Annotated in this window: 20 protein-coding genes; 15 read left to right on the top strand and 5 right to left on the bottom strand. The window is 57.2% G+C overall.

Features of this window, described 5'->3' with window-relative positions; translation table 11 throughout:
- Positions 1–4: 4 nt before the first annotated feature.
- Positions 5–1,540 carry a multicopper oxidase domain-containing protein gene (locus CQ011_RS18015; RefSeq protein ID WP_286161064.1) on the top strand — a complete coding sequence of 512 codons (1,536 nt, stop codon included), beginning with the start codon at positions 5–7 and terminating at the stop codon, positions 1,538–1,540.
- Between the two features lie 110 nt (positions 1,541–1,650).
- The gene (locus CQ011_RS02965; protein ID WP_105674454.1) at positions 1,651–2,520 is read left to right on the top strand and encodes a VOC family protein; all 870 of its coding nucleotides are present in this window, start codon (positions 1,651–1,653) and stop codon (positions 2,518–2,520) included.
- A 63-nt stretch (positions 2,521–2,583) separates the two neighbouring features.
- On the opposite strand, the gene CQ011_RS02960 is transcribed toward CQ011_RS02965, so the two are convergent.
- Together CQ011_RS02960 and CQ011_RS18125 are read right to left on the bottom strand one after the other, a co-directional pair.
- On the bottom strand, positions 2,584–3,375 hold the full coding sequence (locus tag CQ011_RS02960) for an acyltransferase (protein WP_105675020.1): 792 nt from the start codon (positions 3,373–3,375) through the stop codon (positions 2,584–2,586).
- A gap of 72 nt (positions 3,376–3,447) precedes the next feature.
- Complete coding sequence (locus CQ011_RS18125) at positions 3,448–3,573, bottom strand: hypothetical protein (RefSeq protein WP_353616158.1); 126 nt, start codon at positions 3,571–3,573, stop codon at positions 3,448–3,450.
- Positions 3,574–3,580: 7 nt separating this feature from the next.
- Here CQ011_RS18125 and CQ011_RS17640 point away from each other — a divergent pair, with 7 nt between their 5' ends.
- The 13 genes from CQ011_RS17640 (at position 3,581) to CQ011_RS02890 (ending at position 14,566) form a co-directional block, all read left to right on the top strand.
- Positions 3,581–3,799, top strand: coding sequence for a hypothetical protein (locus tag CQ011_RS17640; protein WP_146112545.1), 219 nt, complete (start codon positions 3,581–3,583; stop codon positions 3,797–3,799).
- A gap of 183 nt (positions 3,800–3,982) precedes the next feature.
- A complete protein-coding gene (locus tag CQ011_RS02950; RefSeq protein ID WP_105674449.1) occupies positions 3,983–5,629 on the top strand; it encodes an HNH endonuclease signature motif containing protein in 1,647 nt (548 codons plus the stop codon).
- Positions 5,630–5,856: 227 nt separating this feature from the next.
- Positions 5,857–6,270, top strand: coding sequence for a 30S ribosomal protein S16 (gene rpsP / locus CQ011_RS02945; protein ID WP_105674447.1), 414 nt, complete (start codon positions 5,857–5,859; stop codon positions 6,268–6,270).
- Positions 6,271–6,272: 2 nt separating this feature from the next.
- The gene (locus CQ011_RS02940) at positions 6,273–6,512 is read left to right on the top strand and encodes an RNA-binding protein (protein ID WP_105674445.1); all 240 of its coding nucleotides are present in this window, start codon (positions 6,273–6,275) and stop codon (positions 6,510–6,512) included.
- Between the two features lie 164 nt (positions 6,513–6,676).
- Entirely contained in the window at positions 6,677–7,201 is a 525-nt protein-coding gene (gene rimM, locus CQ011_RS02935; protein ID WP_105674443.1) for a ribosome maturation factor RimM, read from the top strand.
- Between the two features lie 5 nt (positions 7,202–7,206).
- A complete protein-coding gene (trmD, locus tag CQ011_RS02930) occupies positions 7,207–8,016 on the top strand; it encodes a tRNA (guanosine(37)-N1)-methyltransferase TrmD (RefSeq protein WP_105674441.1) in 810 nt (269 codons plus the stop codon).
- 238 nt (positions 8,017–8,254) lie between these two features.
- Complete coding sequence (rplS, locus tag CQ011_RS02925) at positions 8,255–8,614, top strand: 50S ribosomal protein L19 (RefSeq protein ID WP_096255018.1); 360 nt, start codon at positions 8,255–8,257, stop codon at positions 8,612–8,614.
- Between the two features lie 12 nt (positions 8,615–8,626).
- Positions 8,627–9,274, top strand: coding sequence for a signal peptidase I (lepB, locus tag CQ011_RS02920; protein ID WP_105674439.1), 648 nt, complete (start codon positions 8,627–8,629; stop codon positions 9,272–9,274).
- A 399-nt stretch (positions 9,275–9,673) separates the two neighbouring features.
- Entirely contained in the window at positions 9,674–11,932 is a 2,259-nt protein-coding gene (locus CQ011_RS17635; protein WP_146112544.1) for an LPXTG cell wall anchor domain-containing protein, read from the top strand.
- A 170-nt stretch (positions 11,933–12,102) separates the two neighbouring features.
- Positions 12,103–12,651 (top strand): hypothetical protein, encoded by a 549-nt coding sequence (locus CQ011_RS02905; RefSeq protein ID WP_105674437.1) that lies wholly within the window; start codon positions 12,103–12,105, stop codon positions 12,649–12,651.
- Between the two features lie 168 nt (positions 12,652–12,819).
- A complete protein-coding gene (lepB, locus tag CQ011_RS02900) occupies positions 12,820–13,518 on the top strand; it encodes a signal peptidase I (RefSeq protein ID WP_105674436.1) in 699 nt (232 codons plus the stop codon).
- Positions 13,519–13,521: 3 nt separating this feature from the next.
- On the top strand, positions 13,522–14,229 hold the full coding sequence (gene rnhB / locus CQ011_RS02895; protein ID WP_105674434.1) for a ribonuclease HII: 708 nt from the start codon (positions 13,522–13,524) through the stop codon (positions 14,227–14,229).
- 16 nt (positions 14,230–14,245) lie between these two features.
- On the top strand, positions 14,246–14,566 hold the full coding sequence (locus tag CQ011_RS02890) for a DUF2469 domain-containing protein (protein WP_096255025.1): 321 nt from the start codon (positions 14,246–14,248) through the stop codon (positions 14,564–14,566).
- A gap of 89 nt (positions 14,567–14,655) precedes the next feature.
- Here the strand turns inward: CQ011_RS02890 and CQ011_RS02885 are convergent, their stop codons facing one another.
- The 3 genes from CQ011_RS02885 to CQ011_RS02875 form a co-directional block, all read right to left on the bottom strand.
- Positions 14,656–15,549, bottom strand: a complete 894-nt coding sequence (locus CQ011_RS02885) for a glycine betaine ABC transporter substrate-binding protein (RefSeq protein ID WP_105675018.1) — start codon at positions 15,547–15,549, stop codon at positions 14,656–14,658.
- A 64-nt stretch (positions 15,550–15,613) separates the two neighbouring features.
- Positions 15,614–16,510, bottom strand: a complete 897-nt coding sequence (locus CQ011_RS02880) for an ABC transporter permease (protein WP_105674432.1) — start codon at positions 16,508–16,510, stop codon at positions 15,614–15,616.
- Complete coding sequence (locus tag CQ011_RS02875; RefSeq protein WP_105674430.1) at positions 16,510–17,778, bottom strand: quaternary amine ABC transporter ATP-binding protein; 1,269 nt, start codon at positions 17,776–17,778, stop codon at positions 16,510–16,512. Before CQ011_RS02875 ends, CQ011_RS02880 begins: the two co-directional genes overlap by 1 nt.
- Positions 17,779–18,577 lie beyond the last annotated feature (799 nt).

Genomic DNA, 18,577 nt, shown 5'->3' with positions numbered 1-18,577 from the left:
TGCTATGAATACTCCATTCTGGGAATCAAACGTAACCACTGAACTACGCGGCACCAGTCAGAGTCCTGCGGTATCTGAAAAGGCTAAGCGCGAGGCTAGGGCAAAGCGGGAACGTGAGGCCAAAGCTAAGCGCGAGCGCGAAGCCAAAGTCAAGCGGGATAGGGTAGCCAAGGCCAAGCGCGAGCGGGAGGCCAAAGCTAAGCGAGAGCGTGAAGCTAAAGATAAGCGGGAACGTGAGGACAAGAGAAAGCGAAATGATAAGGATCGGAAGCCACGTCACTCCAGTACGCCGCGACCCTCCGCATCGCCTACACCTACGCGTTCAGTTCCACCTAGCACGTCAGCGCCCGCGACCTCTAGCACGCCCACGGCGGAACCGACTCGCACTACGTTGCCGTCCTCGACGAGATCATCAGGTGATGACGACGGGCAGCCACGCGACTATGATTCGCAGGCCGATTTTTCTTCCCACCAGATGCAGCAGGGCACGCCGGAGACCGAACATTGGCAAGATCCGCATTATTCAGTTTCTCTGGACGTCTCCAATAGAGACCTTCGCTTCCCCGATGGTGAAGAATTCCGGATGTGGGTTTTCGACTCCGAGGAATCCGGGCGAGGTTTCCCCGGACCAACACTGCGCCCCAAAGAGGGGGAAATTTTCCACGCTTACGTCGAGCCGAGTATGGGCCCGCACACCATCCACTGGCATGGCATGGAACCAGACCCGCGCAACGACGGGGTAGGGCATACCTCTTTCGAGATTGATGACCACTACACCTATCAATGGCAGGCCGAACCCGGGCGGGCCGGAAATCCTAACTACGGTGCCGCGGGCACCTACTTTTATCACTGCCATGTTAATACCCCATTGCATGCTCAGATGGGTTTGCTCGGTCCGTTAGTTGTGGATCCGGTAGTGCTTGCAGATTTCCCGGTGAGCGCCGGAAATCGCCGCGCCTTTGCCGACGGACCGGAATACGATATCGAGACCGAATCACTGATTATGCCGTTTTCAATTGACCGGCGCTGGCACGAGCTGGGACATGCCGCGGGGCTGTCCGGCGAGGATGTGGGGCTGAATCGATTCGAACCAACGCACTTCTATATCACTGGTGGGCTGCTCAATTCGCGTCGGGAACGCGAAGGTGCTGTTTGGGCTCCAAGCGAGCTACCCGTCAACGTAATCGGAAACGGGAAGGCCCCTACGTTGATGCGCCTGTTGGATGGAAATTACCTGCCCAACAAGCTGACCTTCTATCATCCCGATGGATCTCCGGCACGGATTGCTGAGCTTATTTCCCATGATGGGCGCCCGTTCCGGCATAGCGCGTCGCAGTATGGCGTGGCGATACCTACGAGCATGCACGAGGATCCAAAGGCTCACCTGTTCACCCATATGTTGTCAATGGGTGCGGCCGAACGCTATGACATCCTGCTGCATCCGGAGGTAAGCGGGACCTACATCATGGTTATGAATTGGAACAATTGGATTACCGGGGCGAGGGTTGGTCGTAAAGAGCTGAGGCTTGTGGCCAGCTAAGTATCCCGGCCAACGAGATTAGCCTTACTTTGCTATTGCTTGAAGCTTCAACTAAATAAGGGTAAGCTGATATTCAAGAGCTACAGATACACGTTGAAAGGTAAGGCATCATGACACTCATCAAAGAAGACAAACTCTCCGCCGAACTGCAGATGAATGCGGTCCAGCTCAAGGTTGGCAACATGAAGGTCATGAGCGACTACTACCAAAAAGCGTTGGGCCTGGAACTCCAAGACGAAGATGCCGGCGGAACCCGCCTAGGTCGCGGAACTCGAACGCTGGTCAATCTCACTCCATCACCGGGGTTGCAGCAGCCGGCTCGCGGCGAAGCAGGACTCTTCCACACCGCTTTGCTCTTTGATACCAAGGCAGATCTGGCCGCCACCGTACTATCGGCGGCACAGTTTGATCAGAGTCGCTTCGTTGGTAGCTCGGATCACCTGGTCTCCGAGGCTTTCTACTTCACCGACCCGGAAGGTAACGGCATCGAACTGTACTGGGACCGTCCACGCGAGAGCTGGAGCTGGTCCAATGGTGAAGTGGCCATGGATACCAAATATCTTGATCCCAACGCTTTTCTCAACGAACACCTCAATGAGCAAGCCATTGCCGGGCAGCGCAGTACCGAGGCTGAAGTTGGACACGTCCACCTGCAGGTAGGCGATATAGACACCGCGCGGTCCTTCTATGTGAACACCCTCGGCTTTGACGAGACCACCGCATTAGGAGACCAAGCACTATTCGTCTCCGCCGGCGGCTACCACCACCACATGGCGATGAACGTGTGGAACTCCCGCGGAGCCGGTCCACGTAAAGACACCTTGGGGCTCGGCGAGGTATTGATAAACGTTCCGACCGCAGACGAGGTGGGCAAACTTGCCGAACGCCTGAACTTTGCCAAGGTAGAAAACCATCACACCGGAGCGGAACTCCGCTTCACGGATCCTTGGAACAACCAGCTTCGCGTCGCAGTCAGCTAAGTGACGCGAAAAGTGCCACCTTGCAATTGCAAGGTGGCACTTTTTACGTTAAGCGTCAGAAGACTAGTTACCGGTGATTTTGCCAAGTTTCTGTGCAGCGCGTTGCACAAGACTACGTGGGGCAGTGGTTTGTACCGCTGGCATCTGGGTAGCTGCATCCTCATGCTCATCCACGGTGTAGTTCCAGTACTCTTCGGTTTTGGTGATCGCCGAGGCGTCTGGTTTGTAGGGTGGCTTGTGGAACGAAAGATGCGGCCGTTCCCAGGCAATATTCTTACGGACAACCTTGGCCGGGCTACCGACGGCAATCACGTTATTGGGGATCTTGCGGTTAACCAGGCTACCAAACCCGATCACCGAGCCGTCTCCGATTTTCGCGCCAGCAAGCAAGGTGGCCTGAGCACCGACCCACACGTGGTTGCCCACGGTAATATCCTTGGCTGGGTTCACTCGTTTGCCGGACTTCACATCAAAGATGGCATGTCCATCGTCGGCGCGGATCTGGTTGCCACTGGCAATCATCACGTCATCACCTAAGCTGACGGTGACTCCCTCCACGGCGCTGATCAAACATCTGCCGGTAGTGGTCACGTCCTTACCGATACGAACCGTGGCATCTTCACCCACGCGGATGTTGAAGTGGAAGCCCCTCTTCTTGCTGGGGCCGATGATCAACGTACCGTTGTCGCAATCGAAGACCAGATCTAACCGGGTAATCTTTGCTTCGGGGTCCACAAGGACCCGGTTGTTCTGACCACGGAACTTGACCGTGATGTTCTTTGCGAACTCGGTGGGGGAGGCAATCGTGTTCCCCTGCTCGTCTTCGTAATCGCGCAATGCGGTAAGTTCGATCATTGAACCGACTTTAGTCGCCTTAGGTGAACTACCAGTCGATATTTCGCGCAATGTCAGCATGTTTACAGCTTCTTATGACTTTGGGTACAGACGGTCAGGCCGATTCAAAAAGTTGCCGGCCACCATCCATGACTGGTCGGTGCCTTCCTTGGTGGCCCACACATTTTGTTCAAGCGCTGCGCTATTTTCGGTGACGATGTTTTCGGTGCCGTCTTTAAAGCCAAATAAGTTGCGTGGGGTGCTCGCCGCGCTCGAACGCCAACCCAGCGCGTTGCTGCTCGGTTATCTGGCCCTGTGCGCGCTGAGCATCCTGTGCTGTTTTTCGATCCCACTGCTGGGTTTGGCGTCAGCCTTTCTGCTCGGCTCCACCCTGATCGGCTGTTACCTCTCCATCTACCTGGTCACCCCACTGCTCACCGGCTAGGTCTCGCACGACACCTCCTCGGGCGCCGAAACCGTCATCGCTCTGTCCACCGCCGCCGCATCGATCACCATGCTGGCCGCGCTGATCAGCATGACCCGGCAACGTCAGCACTAAATTCGGCACTTATCCACACCTCGCGCTACTTCCCGGCCGCCGACGCCCACCTGCGAGCATGCTGGGTCCATGAGTATTCGACAGCTCGTCACCGGCCTGGCCAGCCTGCGTGACTTCGCCACCGGCCCGATCCCGCACGGAGTAACCGCCCTGCTCCTTGAGGTGATGGGTCTATGCCTAGAGGTACTCACCAAACTTTCACTTCGTTTACGTGAATCGGCCGATCCTCGCGTCGCTGCCGCCCACGCCGCACTGATCGAAAACATCTTCCGCTACACCGTGCGGGAACAAATCCGAAGCCTCGCCCACCTTGAGGCCACCGCCGCCCACCTGCTGAGCGACGGGGACCTGACCGCAATTCGCGAGCGCCGCACGGACTTTTCCCGGCCCGCCACCCAAGAGACCGGACGCACCGCCTACGCCAACGCCAGCACCTTCAGCGCCGCCTGGTTGGGCATCGACTACTTTGAGGCAGATCGCCGGCTGCACGATGCCCACCTGCTCATCGCCCGGCGCTTTATGGACGGCAGCGCGATCACCCCACGCTTTACCCAGCTGGCCGCCTTGCACGCCGATCAGCAGGGGCTCGATCCTCGCCGGGTCGCCAACGCCGCGCGTAGCCTGGACAAATTCGAACCGACCGACACCAGTTTTGAAGGCGCCCCGTTAGACCCGGTCGCCACCTATGAGGGCCAGAGCATGCAAGAGCGTGCGGTCAAGCTATTATGCGAGCCGGACCGGACCACCGGGGCTAAAAAGCTCAAAAACCTGCTGCACGATTACCGCAAGGCGAACAAGGAATTAGTGCAGCCCGAATGTGGTCTCTTCTATCAAGGCAATACCAACGGCATCGACAGCTTCCTGCTGCGCTCACAAGGCCTGCAATCGGAGGAACTACTTTCCTTCGTTGGACAGTCGGATAATCCGCGCACCGAAGGTGGTCAAGCCGCCCGCAAACCGGCCCCACAAGCCCCCGCCGACCTTTTCACCAGTGCCGATCCCGCCCCAGACTGGGCTCAAGACCCCGTCCCGGAAACATCTGAACAGGCCGAACTGCCTGATCAAGCCGAACCAAGTCAGTCTTCCCAGGAACCTGTTCCGGGTCCCGCGCCAGTAGCAGAGTCACCCGCTGACCTGACACCCGAAGTCAACGAATTGGAAGTCTCCGTCGCGCAGCGCAGGCTCAATGCCTTACTTGCCTCCCTGTCGGCCAGCAAAACAGGTGCCAAAACAGTCATCCCACAAATTTTGGTCCACATGCAGGCGAAGAACCTCAATGATTTGGCTTCTGCCACGGGCATGACAGCCCACGGGGTACCACTAGATCCGGCCGAACTTCGCCAGCTGTTGTGTGAAGCAAAAATCATCCCCATCGTCTTCGGCGGCAAAGGCCAGGTGCTTGACGTCGGCCGGGCCCAAAGACTCTTCCCGGAACCAATCAAAAAGGCAGCCTTTGCCAGAGACCGTGGATGTATCGTCCCCGGGTGCAACGCCCCGCATGAAATGCTCGAATACCACCATTGCAATTGGTGGGAGCGCGGCGGAAAAACCTGCATCGAAAATTGTGCGGTGCTCTGCCGGCACCACCATGCACTCATTCACCGCAGACTATTGCGCATTCAAATGGTGGGATCAGTCCCGCACATCGTGCTGCCTAAATTCCTCGATCCGGACCAGATACCAAGGCGTAACACCTTCTTCGCCGCCGCGGCTTGAGTTTGAGCACCGGCGCAATGCAGCGTTGGGTCAATCTAGTAGCGCATCCCACAAAAAACGAGTTGGTATCGGTTGACTGCTTCTGGCATGATTGGAAGGTACTCGATTTGTTGGGGACCCTCTCTCCGCGATAAATCCTGTCCTTTTTTAGAGTTGAACCAGTACGGCCTGCCCCACAGGCGCGAAACGTTTGACTCGCCCATGTTGAGAAACAGGAGACCACTAAAGTGGCCGTAAAGATTCGTCTGAAGCGCTTCGGTAAGATGCGCGCCCCTTTCTACCGCGTTGTTGTTATGGACTCGCGCGCCAAGCGCGATGGCCGTGCCATCGAGGAGATCGGTAAGTACCAGCCAACCAACGACCCTTCGATCATCGAGATCGATTCGGATCGTGCACAGTACTGGCTTTCCGTTGGCGCACAGCCAACCGAGCAGGTACACGCACTGCTGAAGATCACCGGTGACTGGCAGAAGTTCAAGGGCATCGATGGCCAGGAAGGCACCTACAAGGTTGCCGAGCCTAAGCCAGCATTCGTTGCTCCTGATAAGGGTTCGGTGATCCTCCCAGAGGCAATCACCAAGAAGGCTGAGAAGCCAGCTGCTGAGGAATCGGCAGAAGCTGAAGCCACCGAGGCCGAGTAATCATGCTCGCCGATGCGCTTGACCATTTGGTGCGCGGGGTAGTCGAGGAACCGGAAGGCGTCAGGGTTGCCCTGAAAGCTAACCGCCGCGGCGACCTGCTCGAAGTGCGTGTTCATCCCGAGGACCTCGGTCGTGTGATCGGACGTCAGGGACGTACCGCACGGGCACTGCGTACCGTGATGGCAGCGTTGGCCAAGGAGCCGATTCGTGTTGATGTTATCGACACCGATCGTAGCCGGTAGCCAAACATTTTTGAGGTCAGGCGCAAGCTGACTTCACCACGGAAGGAGTTTCCGCTCAACAGGGCGGAAACTCCTTCTCGTGTTTCATCATCAAAACCCGCCAACCTATGGCACCCCAGCGCGAGGCATCGTCCCGTGAATTCAAGGAGAATGATCACCAGATTATGCGATTGCAGGTAGCACGTATCGGCAAGCCCCACGGCATCCGTGGCGAAGTGACCGTTCAAGTTCTCACCGACGTCCCCGACGATCGTTTTGCACCCGGAGAGGTCCTGCACGTCATCGACGGGCCGGTCAAAACCCTCACCGTCACCAAATCGCGCTGGAACAAAACCATTCTTCTGGTCGATTTCGCAGAAATCAAAGACCGCAATATGGCCGAAACCTTCCGCCAGGCACACCTCGAAATTGAGGTCACCGGCGAGGAAGAAAGCGCCTCCGACGAGTGGTACGAGCATGAACTGCTAGACCTGAAGGTTATGTGCGAGGGCAAGCAGGTCGGCGTGATCACCGCGCTGCGCACCAACCCTGCTCAAGATCTACTGGTCTTCAAGGATCTAAACGGCGAAGAGGTATATCTGCCATTCGTTGACGAGTTCGTCCCGGACGTTGATACCGAGGCAGGCACCGTGACCATCACCCCTCCGGCCGGCCTCCTTGAACTGAACCAGGGCGAGGGAGAAAAGTAAGCATCATGCGCATCGATGTCGTCTCCATCTTCCCGGAGTACCTAGCACCACTTGACCTGTCGCTGATCGGCCGCGCCCGTGAAGAAGGCATCCTAGACCTGAACGTCACCAACCTGCGTGACTTCACCACGGACCGCCACCAAAAGGTTGATGACACCCCCTACGGTGGTGGAGCCGGCATGGTGATGATGCCCGAGCCATGGGGCCAAGCCCTAGACTCGGTACGCGCCAGCGCCCCGGAGGCCGCCAAGCCAATCCTCATCGTGCCGTCTCCTGCCGGAGCGGTCTTCGACCAGCAGATGGCCTATGACTTCGCCGAGGAAGATCACCTAGTCTTCGCCTGTGGCCGCTACGAAGGAATCGACGAGCGCGTCATTGACTACGCGCGGGAGAACTTCACCGTCATCCCGGTCTCCATCGGAGACTACGTATTAAACGGGGGAGAGGTCGCGGTCATGGTGATGGTTGAGGCTATCGCCCGGCTGATCCCAGGCGTGATCGGCAACCCGGAATCCTTGGTCGAAGAATCGCACTCCGATGTGCTGCTGGAATACCCGGTCTACACCAAGCCCGCCGCCTGGCGTGGCCGCGAGGTGCCCGAGGTCCTGCTTGGTGGAAACCACCAGCGCGTGGCCCGATTCCGCCGTGATGAACAGATTAGCCGCACCGCAACCCGCCGCCCGGACCTCATTGAACTGCTCGACGCAACCAAGCTGAATCGTAAGGACCGTGACGCCCTCTGGCACGCGGGCTTTGCCGTCGTCGACGGGGAAATTGTTCCTAAATCGCAGCTGGACTGGGCCAAAGAGTCCTAGATCACGCATTCGGTGATCGGGCGTACTCGCGTCGATGCTCCGAATATGGCAAAATTGTTTCTTGGTGTGTTTTTGTCCGATTCCTGCCACAGGGGGAAGCCGGGCCTAGGGAAACCGCCGCATCGGCAGCAACATAGGCTGCCGGTGGAAATACGTTTCGAAGAGATCACCGCTTGCGGTTGATGAGCTTCGCTACGAGGGTACGGTGACCTGTGGCATTGACCCTAGAGGATGCACCATGCATATTCTTGACTCAGTAAACGCAGCATCGCTGCGCTCAGACATTCCTGCTTTCGGCGCTGGCGACACCTTGAAGGTGCACGTCAACATCATCGAAGGTAAGAACTCGCGTGTCCAGGTTTTCCAGGGCTACGTCCTTGGCCGCCAGGGTGCAGGCATCGGTGAGACCTTCACCGTGCGTAAGGTTTCCTTCGGTGCCGGTGTTGAGCGTACCTTCCCAGTTCACTCCCCAATCATCGACAAGATTGAGCTAGTGTCCAAGGGCGACGTACGTCGTGCCAAGCTGTACTACATGCGCGATCGCCACGGTAAGGCAGCACGCATCAAGGAGAAGCGCGACTTCGGTACCAAGAAGTAATTTCGTTCTTTCATGAACGAGGTTGCTAGCCCCGAGCGAGCAACGAGCAAGCGCCGGACCTGGTTTTGGGTCTGGCGCTTCGCCGTTTTCGCAGTTATTTGTGGCCTGATCGCCACCCTATTCATTCGCGCGCTCGTCGCGGATGTCTACCGGATCGAATCCGGCTCCATGGAGCACACACTAAGCCCCGGACAAAGTGTGCTCGTGGACCGCCGTGCCTACCAGGACACCGAACCGCAGCGCGGAGATATCATCGTCTTCGACGGACGTGGCTCCTTCCTACCCTACGCACGCGCTTCCTTCGCCGATGACCTGCTCGGCGCACTGCACCTAAGCGGCACCTCAAGCACCTATATTAAGCGTGTGATCGCTATTGGTGGGGACAGCGTTGAATGCTGCGGTGCCGATGGCAAAATCTTGATTAACGGTCAGCCCATCGACGAGCCCTATATATACGAAGGAAATGCACCCAGCGAGCAACAGTTCTCTGCGGTAGTTCCCGAGGGCCGCGTCTGGGTGATGGGTGATCACCGCGCCCGCTCCGAGGATTCGCGCGCATTACTTGGCGCTAGCGGTGGCGGAATGATCAATCTGGACCGTATCGGTGGCAAGGCCACGCAAATTATCTGGCCACTCGATCAGCGCTCTACTCTCAAGTAACTGTCGTCAACATCCTCAAGATGGAAAAACTTTTAAATTTTTTCCATCGGTATGGATTTAGCTAAAACATCTGATGGTTGAATATACAAGCTTATTCCGGTGTTGGTTGAATTCATCGAAGATTCTCAGCTCGCACTAAGCTGACTAGTGATTAGTAACCGAACTGCAATCTTAAACTAAAGCGTCAACTCAAGTATCCTGGGTCGCGAGTCCTCTCGATGCTCGAATGACAAGGGCGTTTGAGTGGCTAGATTTCTCCCTTTGGTGGATGCGGGTCCTTGAAACCGAGTATCAAAAGCCGATATTGTTTCAATTTGGTAACAACACTCTGCTTTGAAGTGCGCCCGGAGACGGCTGCGACCTTCAGGCGATCGCACCACATAACTGGGAGAAGCTTTAATGCCAAAACCAAAGAACAAGACTGCGCAGCGCGGCATTGTCGCTGCTGCAGCCACCGCATTGGTGGTTGGCGGTAGCTTTATTGCTCCCGCAGTCGCGGCCGATAAGGCTGAATCCACTCCAGCACCTTCACAGGGCCCGAGCGCTACGCCGTCGGCCACTGATGTCGCTGTAGACACCAAGGGACTTGACGAAGCAATCAAGCGCGACTTGAAGAAGTCGCCTGAGCAGTACTTGGAAGACTCGAAGGCAAACGACACCGTTGCTGAAGTCACCAAGAAGCTTGAGGACAAGGGCATCAAGACCAAGTCCAGCGTCAAGGACGGCAAGGCCGAAGTTGAAGTTGGCTCCAAGGATGCCAAGAAGGCCGAGAAGATCGTTGCAGCTAGCATCGCTCCAAAGGCAGTTAGCCTGAAGATCAATGCTGAAGTTGGCAAGATTTCTAATGTGAAGGACGTCTACGACGAACTTCGCGACAACGTTGCACCAGCTGAAATGACTCGCCTGACCGCGATCATGAACACCGGTGCAGGTAAGCCATTCGAAATCGTTGCTGGCGGACCAGCAAAGACTGAGAAGAAGTCAACCCCGGAGGCTACCTCCACTAAGGCTGCCGAAGAGCTGCTCACCTTGGAGGAATTCGCCAAGGAAGCTAGCAACGTCAAGCTGGTTGAAGGCGCAAAGGCTAAGACCGCCGCGCTGACCGATATCTACGGTGGCATGGGCTACGCCAGTGCGCGCACTGGAGATAATATCGAGTCGCTTTGCTCCATTGGCTTCAACGCATGGAGCCCTAAGGGCGCCGACGCCGTTCTCACTGCGGGACACTGCACCGAAGATGGCGGATTTAAGAACACCTTCGTCATGGAGCACGGTGCTCCAGGCGACGATCAGGGCATCAGCAATGAGCTGGGTACCTTCGGATTCAGCCAGTTTGGTGGACCAAACCACTACGGCGTACCTATCACTGACGACCTGACTCAGGAAGAACTGGATAAGGCAGAGCCAGGCACCGATATCGCCGTCATCGACGATATCAACACCAAACTGACCTTGCACCCAGAGGTTTCACAGTGGCCAGCAGGCGCCGATGAGCGTTCGAAGTCCATCAAGGTTACTGGCGTTTCCAAGGCTGTCATCGGAGCTGACACTTGCTCGGTGGGTCGCACCACCGGCTGGAGCTGCTCGGAAATCATCGGTGAAGGCATGTTCTTCGTCGGTGGCTACAACAACGACATTCGTGCCGTCTGGGGCTACACCGCCGAGAACCCAAACCAGGGAATCCTAGATCAGGGTGACTCCGGTGGAGCCGTCCTGCAGGGCACCAAGGCTGTCGGTATCAACTCCGCTAACTCCGGTGGCGAAGACCGCGTCGAGAACAACGCTGATGACTTGGCGTTCTACACCTCGCTGTCTGATGTTATGGCTAAGAACTACACCAACGGTTACACCGTGAAGTTCTACGTTGAAACTCCAGCTCAGACTTCGCCAGAGGTTGGCGCTGAGGTTGAGGCTGGCGATACCATCACCGGTAAGGTCGCAGGCGCTTCTGCCGGCACCACCGTTCGCGTTGTTGTTGATGGCAAGCTGTACAAGAGCGTAAAGGTTTCGGCTAACGGAACCTTCACCTTCCCAGCACCTGACACCGAAGGCAAGGTCACGTTCGATATGACCGCCGCTAACGGTTTCAACAAGTCGACCAAGGGTACCGGTTCGGTAGTCGTTGTTGCTCCAGAACCAGAGCCAACTCCGACCCCAACTGCAACCCCGACTGCAACTCCAACCGCAACCCCGACTGCAACTCCAACCGCAACCCCGACTGCAACTCCAACCGCAACGCCGACTGCGACTCCAACCGAGACTGCAACCCCGACTGCAACTCCAACCGAGACTGCAACCCCGACTGCAACTCCAACCGAGACTGCGACTCCAACCGAGTCGGCTACTCCAACCGAGTCGACTAAGCCAACCGAGAAGCCAACCGAGAAGCCTTCGGAAAAGCCAACCGTGAAGCCTACCGAATCGGAAAAGCCAAGCGAGTCGGCTAAGCCAACCGTGAAGCCAACCGAAACCGAATCCGAAGAGCCAACTGAGGCTCCGAAGAACGATGACCAGACTCCAACCCAGTCGCCTGAGAAGAAGGACCCACTGGCCGATACCGGTACCAGCACCGTCCCACTGATCGCCGCTGGTGGAGCCCTGGCTCTAGTTGGTGCATTGTTCCTGCTGTTCCGCCGCGGAAACCGTCGCCACAGCTAAGGGATAATCCCTAAGCGGTTGTAGCTTCGGCAACAACCAGAAAGTGCCCCGTTACCTACCCGGTAGCGGGGCACTTTCACTTGGCACACATGTGCCTCACCGAAAACTTTGCAGATCCGTAGATATCATCTACCTAGGTGATCGAACTGACCAAGAGGCGGTAGTACCCAATGATCAAGAAATCCCCACTGGCTCAACGCTCACTCGCGCTGGCTTCCACCGCAGTTGTTGCAGGGCTAATGCTCTCCGGCTGCGGCCAGGCAACCACCAGCGGCGAAGGATCGACCGGACCTACCAGTAGCGAGAATGTTGTGGATCAAAACGCACTGCTCGAAACCAATGACTCACTCTCGGCCACGCTGGGTGACTCCTATGTGCAGGGGTGGATCGAAGACGGCAAGTTGAATGTGTCCACCACCGACGAAAGCCAGATGAAGGCGATCGAAGACGCTGGCGCGCAGGCCCACCTGGTCAACTACTCGACCGACGATCTGCGCCAAGGCATCAAAGATGTCATGAAGTGGCAGGCCGGGCTCGAGGCCCCGTTGAACACCGCAATCCACGGGTACACGCTCAACCCGCAAAATGGTGGACTGACCTTGCAGGTGGACGCCAGCCACATGGAGGAAATCAAAAAACAACTCGATGCGGACAAGCCACTGGGTGAGATCCCCGTGGACTTCACCGAAAGTGGCGGCATCGCCACCCGCGCCAACTAAGTTCGCACGTCCAAGGCCGGCCACACAATTTTGTGTGGCCGGCTTTGGCACGCCTAGCGCCATTGGCACTAAACCCAACATCCACACGCCTTTGCACCTGAGGCCGAAGTCAGCGTCGGCCACGTAAGATGGAGTCAACGCAGGACACTGAAAGGTAACAAAGAAAACGTGAGCGCCGAATCCGCAGAAGTACCCCCAGCGCGGGGCCCGATATACCGGCTTTGGCGGTTTGTCCGCGAAATACTGATCATCTTGGTCATCGCTATCGCGTTGTCGTTGCTGATCAAAACCTTCTTCTTCCGCGCCTACTACATCCCTTCCGGGTCGATGGAAAACACGCTGCAGATCAACGATCGCATCTTCGCGAACCTGATGACTCCTGGCCCCTTTGAGCTCGAACGCGGCGACGTGGTGGTCTTCCGCGACGACCATCAGTGGTTGCCACCGCTAGAAACCACCCCCACGGGACTAGAAAACGCGCTGTCCTGGGTAGGTATCCTGCCCGCGGGCGACGAACAGTACCTGGTCAAGCGCATCATCGGCATGCCGGGGGACAAGGTTGAATGCTGCTCGGCGGATGGAAAGCTCATCATTAACGGTGAAAAAATCACCGAACCCTACATTTATGCCGGCGATTCACCGAGCGACATCAAGTTCGACGTGACCGTACCCGAAGGCAAAATCTGGGTGATGGGTGATCACCGCGGCGCCAGCGCCGACTCCCGCTTTCACGTAGACGTGCAAGGCGGATTTGTGGACCTCGACTCGGTGCAGGGCCGCGCCTCGCTGATTTCCTGGCCAATCGACCGCTTTGGCACCATCGACACCCATGAGGAAGTCTTCGCCAACGTTCCGGCGGCGAAGTAAGCAATGGCCACCAGCAAAGCACAACCGACGACCCTCGATCACGAGCGGGCCTTAGCTGCGGCACACGGCGCGCGCTATATCGGCGGCGTGGACGAGGTGGGCCGCGGCGCACTAGCCGGACCGATTACCGTGGGCATCGCCGTCATCGACATCCAAGCGGTCCCCGAATTCGGTGAATTGCGCGATTCAAAACTGCTCACCCCGGCACGCCGCGAAGAGTTGGTGCCGCAGGTGCAAGCCTGGGCCGCCGGCTACGGGGTAGGTCACGCCAGCGCGGCGGAGATCGATCAGCTCGGCGTTACCGCGGCCCTCCGGCTCGCCGGCACCCGCGCGGTCGCCCAGTGCACGATCCTCCCAGAGGTCGTAATGCTCGATGGCAGCTACGACTGGCTCTCGGCACCCGAACAAGACCTCTTTGACCTATTGGCCGATGACCGAGAACCGGCCGGACTGCACATCCCGGTGCGCACCCTGATCAAGGGGGACATGACCTGCCAGTCAATCGCCGGCGCCTCGATTCTGGCAAAAGTTGAACGTGACGGGCTGATGGCACAGGCCGCCACCGAATACCCGGCCTTCGGCTGGGAGATCAATAAGGGGTACGCCACCGCAACGCACCGGGCGGCCATAGAGCAACTGGGCCCCTGCGACCTGCACCGCAAAAGTTGGAACTTGACTTCCAAACCCCAAAAGGCCGAAGGTAAAGCCTAGAGACGAAGGACGTATCATGGCAGCCGAAGACCTTGAAAACTACGAATCAGACCTCGAATTGCAGTTGTACCGCGAGTACAAGGCGGTCGTCGGGCTGTTTAATTACGTGGTGGAAACCGAACGCCGCTTTTACCTAGCCAATCAGGTGGACGTGAAAACGTTGACCGATTCGGGCGAGGTGTACTTCGAGCTGAACCTGACCGACGCATGGGTCTGGGATATCTACCGCCAGGGCCGCTTCGTCAAAACCGTCAAGGTACTGACCTTCAAGGACGTCAACGTCGAAGAGCTGAACCGCGACGAGCTGCAGATCCCCAAGGAGGGACTCGGCGGCTAGCGCCAGCAAAAACTAAAGATAGCAAAACCAAAGGCACGTTCCCCACGAGTAACTGGGGAACGTGCCTTTGGTAATTGCCGGGGTGTTGGTTACTTGGTCATACCGTCAACGAAGTCACGGTTATCTTCCATCCACTGCTTAACCAATGGCTGCAGGTCATCGGTGTCGTTCTCGACGAAGAGCAAGTTTTCCAGATCGTAAAGGGTGTCCAGATCCATCTTGAAGTCGCCCATCCACTTGGCAACCTCGGCGTGGTCATCGGCAAAGTCTGCACGGCTAAAGTTGTGCATGCCTTCGGCGTCGCCTAGCGCGCCCTTAGGATCCTTCAGGTTCTTCACCGGGTACGCGCTGTAGGCCCAGTGTGGCTCCCACAGGGTGACGACGATGTTCTCTTTGTTCTTCGTCGCGGTCTCCAGCTCGGTGAGCATTGCGGAGGTCGAGCTGGTCACGAAGTTCATATCATCTAGGCCGTAGTCCGGGATGACCGACTTGTTCATTGCTTCGGTCAGACCGGCGCCGGGCTCGATGCCCACGATGCGGTCACCGAACTTGTCAGCGTTGGCAGCTAGTTCGTCCAAGGAATCAATGGGTGCGTCCTCGTTGACCGCTACGGTCAGGCGAGACTCCTCGTTCCATGCGCCCAGATCCACGATGTCCTTGCCGAACTTTTCCAGGTAGGAGGCGTGAGTAACTGGCAGCCACACGTCGGTGGTCACGTCGTAGTCACCGGTGGACAGGCCCTGGAAGAGGGGAGCGACGTCGGCGTTGATCAGCTCAACCTCGTAGCCCTTCTCCTCAAGTACTGCCTTCCACAGTTCACTGGTCGCGATGCCTTCATCCCAGCCGTTGAAGACCGCAATGTTCAGCTTCTTGTCATCTGCCGCGGCATCGCTACCGCTGTCGGTGCTGCCACTGCCGCAAGCGGTCAACGCCAGCGCGCTGGCCGCGACAAGCGCTCCAAATTTCAGGGTTTTGAGTTTCATGATCGTGATTCCTTTCGAGTGAGCGGTGCGAGCCGCCAGATCATTGATGGTTCGAGTGCGCGGTTTAGGCCGCAAGTTCTTGTTCCTTCGCCGCGGCAGCCGACTTGCGGCGCTTAGCGAACCAGGAGAAAAGTCCAGATTGACGCCCGAAGGCGTTAGTCAAGCGGTCAAGGATCATCGCCAAGATGACCACGCCCAGACCAGCCTCCACACCCAGTGCGGTATCGAGCCGGCCCAAGGAGAGGATCACGTCTCCGCCCAGGCCGCCGGCGCCGACCATGCCGGCGATCACGACCATGGATAGCGAGAGCATGATGACCTGGTTGACGCCGGCCATAATGGTTGGCAAGGCCAGCGGTAGCTGGATTTGGCGCAGGATGCGGCCGGGGGAAGAACCGAAGGCCTGTCCGGCCTCGACCACTTCCTTATCCACCGAGCGGATGCCCAGTTCGGTGAAGCGCACCCCGGGGGCCAACGCGAACGCGATGGTCGCCACGATGCCCGGGGCCACACCCACACGGAAGAGCATCAGTGCCGGGATCAGGTAAACGAAGGCCGGCATAGTCTGCAAGAAGTCCAAGAAGGGGCGCACAATGTTGGAGAACGTAGCCGAGCGCGCAGCCCAAATACCCAGCGGCAACGAGATCACCAGCGCCCAGAAGGTCGCAACCAATACCAGCGCCAGGGAGACCATGGCGTTATCCCATTGGTCCATTCCCACGATGAGCACCAGCCCGATCACCGAGCCAAGCATGAACTGCCAGCCGCGGGCCAGTAACGCGATGACCGCGACCACGCCGATGATGACCGCAAAGTGTGGGGTGCCTAAGAGGTAGTACACCCCGTCATACATTTCAATGAAAATTGATCGCAGCAGGTCGAAGAACCCTGCCATATTGTCGATCACCCAGTTGATGGCCTTCTCGGCGACATCTCCTACCGGAATAGTAAAGTCCTCCATTAGATTTCCTCCCCAGCACCTTGCAGCGCCGCATCAACAACATTGCCCGGCAGCGGTTTTGAAAGTACCGTCATCTCTTCGGTCGGCGGCGTGGTGGAGGCCAGCGCCGCCAACAGGGTCACCCGCGGGATCACACCCAATAAACGGTTCTCCTCATCGGTGACGGTCACCGGCAACGGGGATTCCACCGAAGGAACAAACAGGTCGATCAGCGGGGTGTCGCGGTTCACCGATTCCAACGGCTGAATCTTCGTGGTGATAGTGCTTTCGCCTAACTGCACCAGTTTCAGCGCGTCACGGTCGGTAATCATCCCCACAACTTGGCGTTCCCGGTTGGTGACGATCGCCGCGGAGAGGAACAGTTCGTTCATGGTGCGCAATGCATTGCGTGGCCCGTCGGTCTCATGGATGACCGCCCGGGTTGGTTCCAGCACCGCGGATGCGGTGAGCACCCGAGCGCGATCCACGTCCTGAACGAATTGCGCCACATAGTCATTGGCCGGATCCATCAGGATTTCCTCCGGCGTGCCGACCTGAACGATTTGCCCGTCACGCATGACCGCAATGCGGTCACCGAGGAACATCGCTTCATTCAGATCGTGGGTAATAAAGACGATGGTCTTGCCCAACTTGGCTTGGAGCTGGATGAGTTGTTCTTGCATTTCTCGGCGGATCAGTGGATCCAGCGCGGAGAACGCTTCGTCCATGAGCAATATTTCGGTATTTGCGGCCAACGCGCGGGCGATGCCCACACGCTGCTGCATGCCACCGGATAATTCGCTGGGCATCTTATCGCCCCAGCCGGTGAGCCCCACCAAATCCAGCGTCTTCGCCGCGGTGGACAGGCGCTGAGCACGTCCGACTCCCTGCTGTTCCAACGGGTAAGCCACATTTGCTAAAACCGTACGATGTGGCAGCAACGCAAAGTGCTGGAAAACCATGGAGACGCGTTGTCTTCTCACCTCGCGCAACTTTGCCGAAGACATCCCGGTGATCTTGTCGTCTCCGAGGGTGACCTGCCCCGAGGTCGCCTCCCAGAGCCCGTTCAATGCGCGGATCAGTGTGGATTTGCCCGAGCCGGAGAGCCCCATGACGACAAAAATTTCGCCTTCTTTGACTTCAAAGGAGGCGTCGATGACCGCTGCGGTAGTTGATGAAGGCAGATCTTCGCGCTTCGTGCCGGCCATGAGCTGCTTGACCGCTTCTTGCGGTTTACGACCGAAGACCTTGTACAAGTTCTCGACCTTGACGGCGATGTTATTGGTCATTGTCTCCACTGCCCGGTACCTGCGAGGGTATGAGCTGGTTGGGGACCACAAGTCTTGCGCGCTGCAACCAGCTTCTTGACTAGGCGATCGCCGCGGCTCACTACTTGTTTGCACGACCCGAAGTTAACCTTTTTCGGCGTGCATGGTCCTAGATTCTGTTATTCCCGGCCGACACAAATTAGATGTCATAGCTGGCTTCCAACACTAACAAATTACTGAAGAATTAGTTTTTGACCAGGAGTCAAAACCTCTAGTTTTGGTCTGCTTAAACCCCAACCTATCGCGGAATCTAGGCTCAGGATCGCAAGTTACTAAATCGTTATAACCAGGGCCTTAAATTTAGTGGTTGAGGAAGTAAAACAAGAACTACGTGCTGTGCGGTCAAAACTTCCCTTTAGCTACCGCTCAAGTTCCGTCGACGGGCTTGCTGCAGGCAGCATGAATCGCTGTTTGCGACGTGCAGAAAGTTGCCAATAATGGGTGCAAATTAGGTAGTAATTGTTTTCTTTGGGGCTAATTCAGAGCCGATATTATCTGCTGATAATTACCAAGTTCAGATGAGCAAATGGTGGAAAGATTTATTCAATTTTTGATCTAATTCCCACCGTACTTCGACCGGCTAACTGGGCATAACCGGTTCGCTGGGCAGTATTGGTCCCTGGCGGCGATTGGCGGCGCGCGGGTGTTTTTCGTTGCCGCGTACAGATGGCAGTCAAGTTAGCGAAGCGAATTTCTCAAGCGCTTTGCTTTGCACAAACCCAAGTTCGACTCGATTCATTGTTCTACGTCACTGGTTCGA

The organism is Arthrobacter sp. MYb213, assembly GCF_002979915.1.
Lineage (GTDB): Bacteria > Actinomycetota > Actinomycetes > Actinomycetales > Micrococcaceae > Glutamicibacter.
The sequence above is the reverse complement of the archived record's forward strand: the minus strand, read 5'-3'. Positions and strand labels throughout refer to the sequence as shown.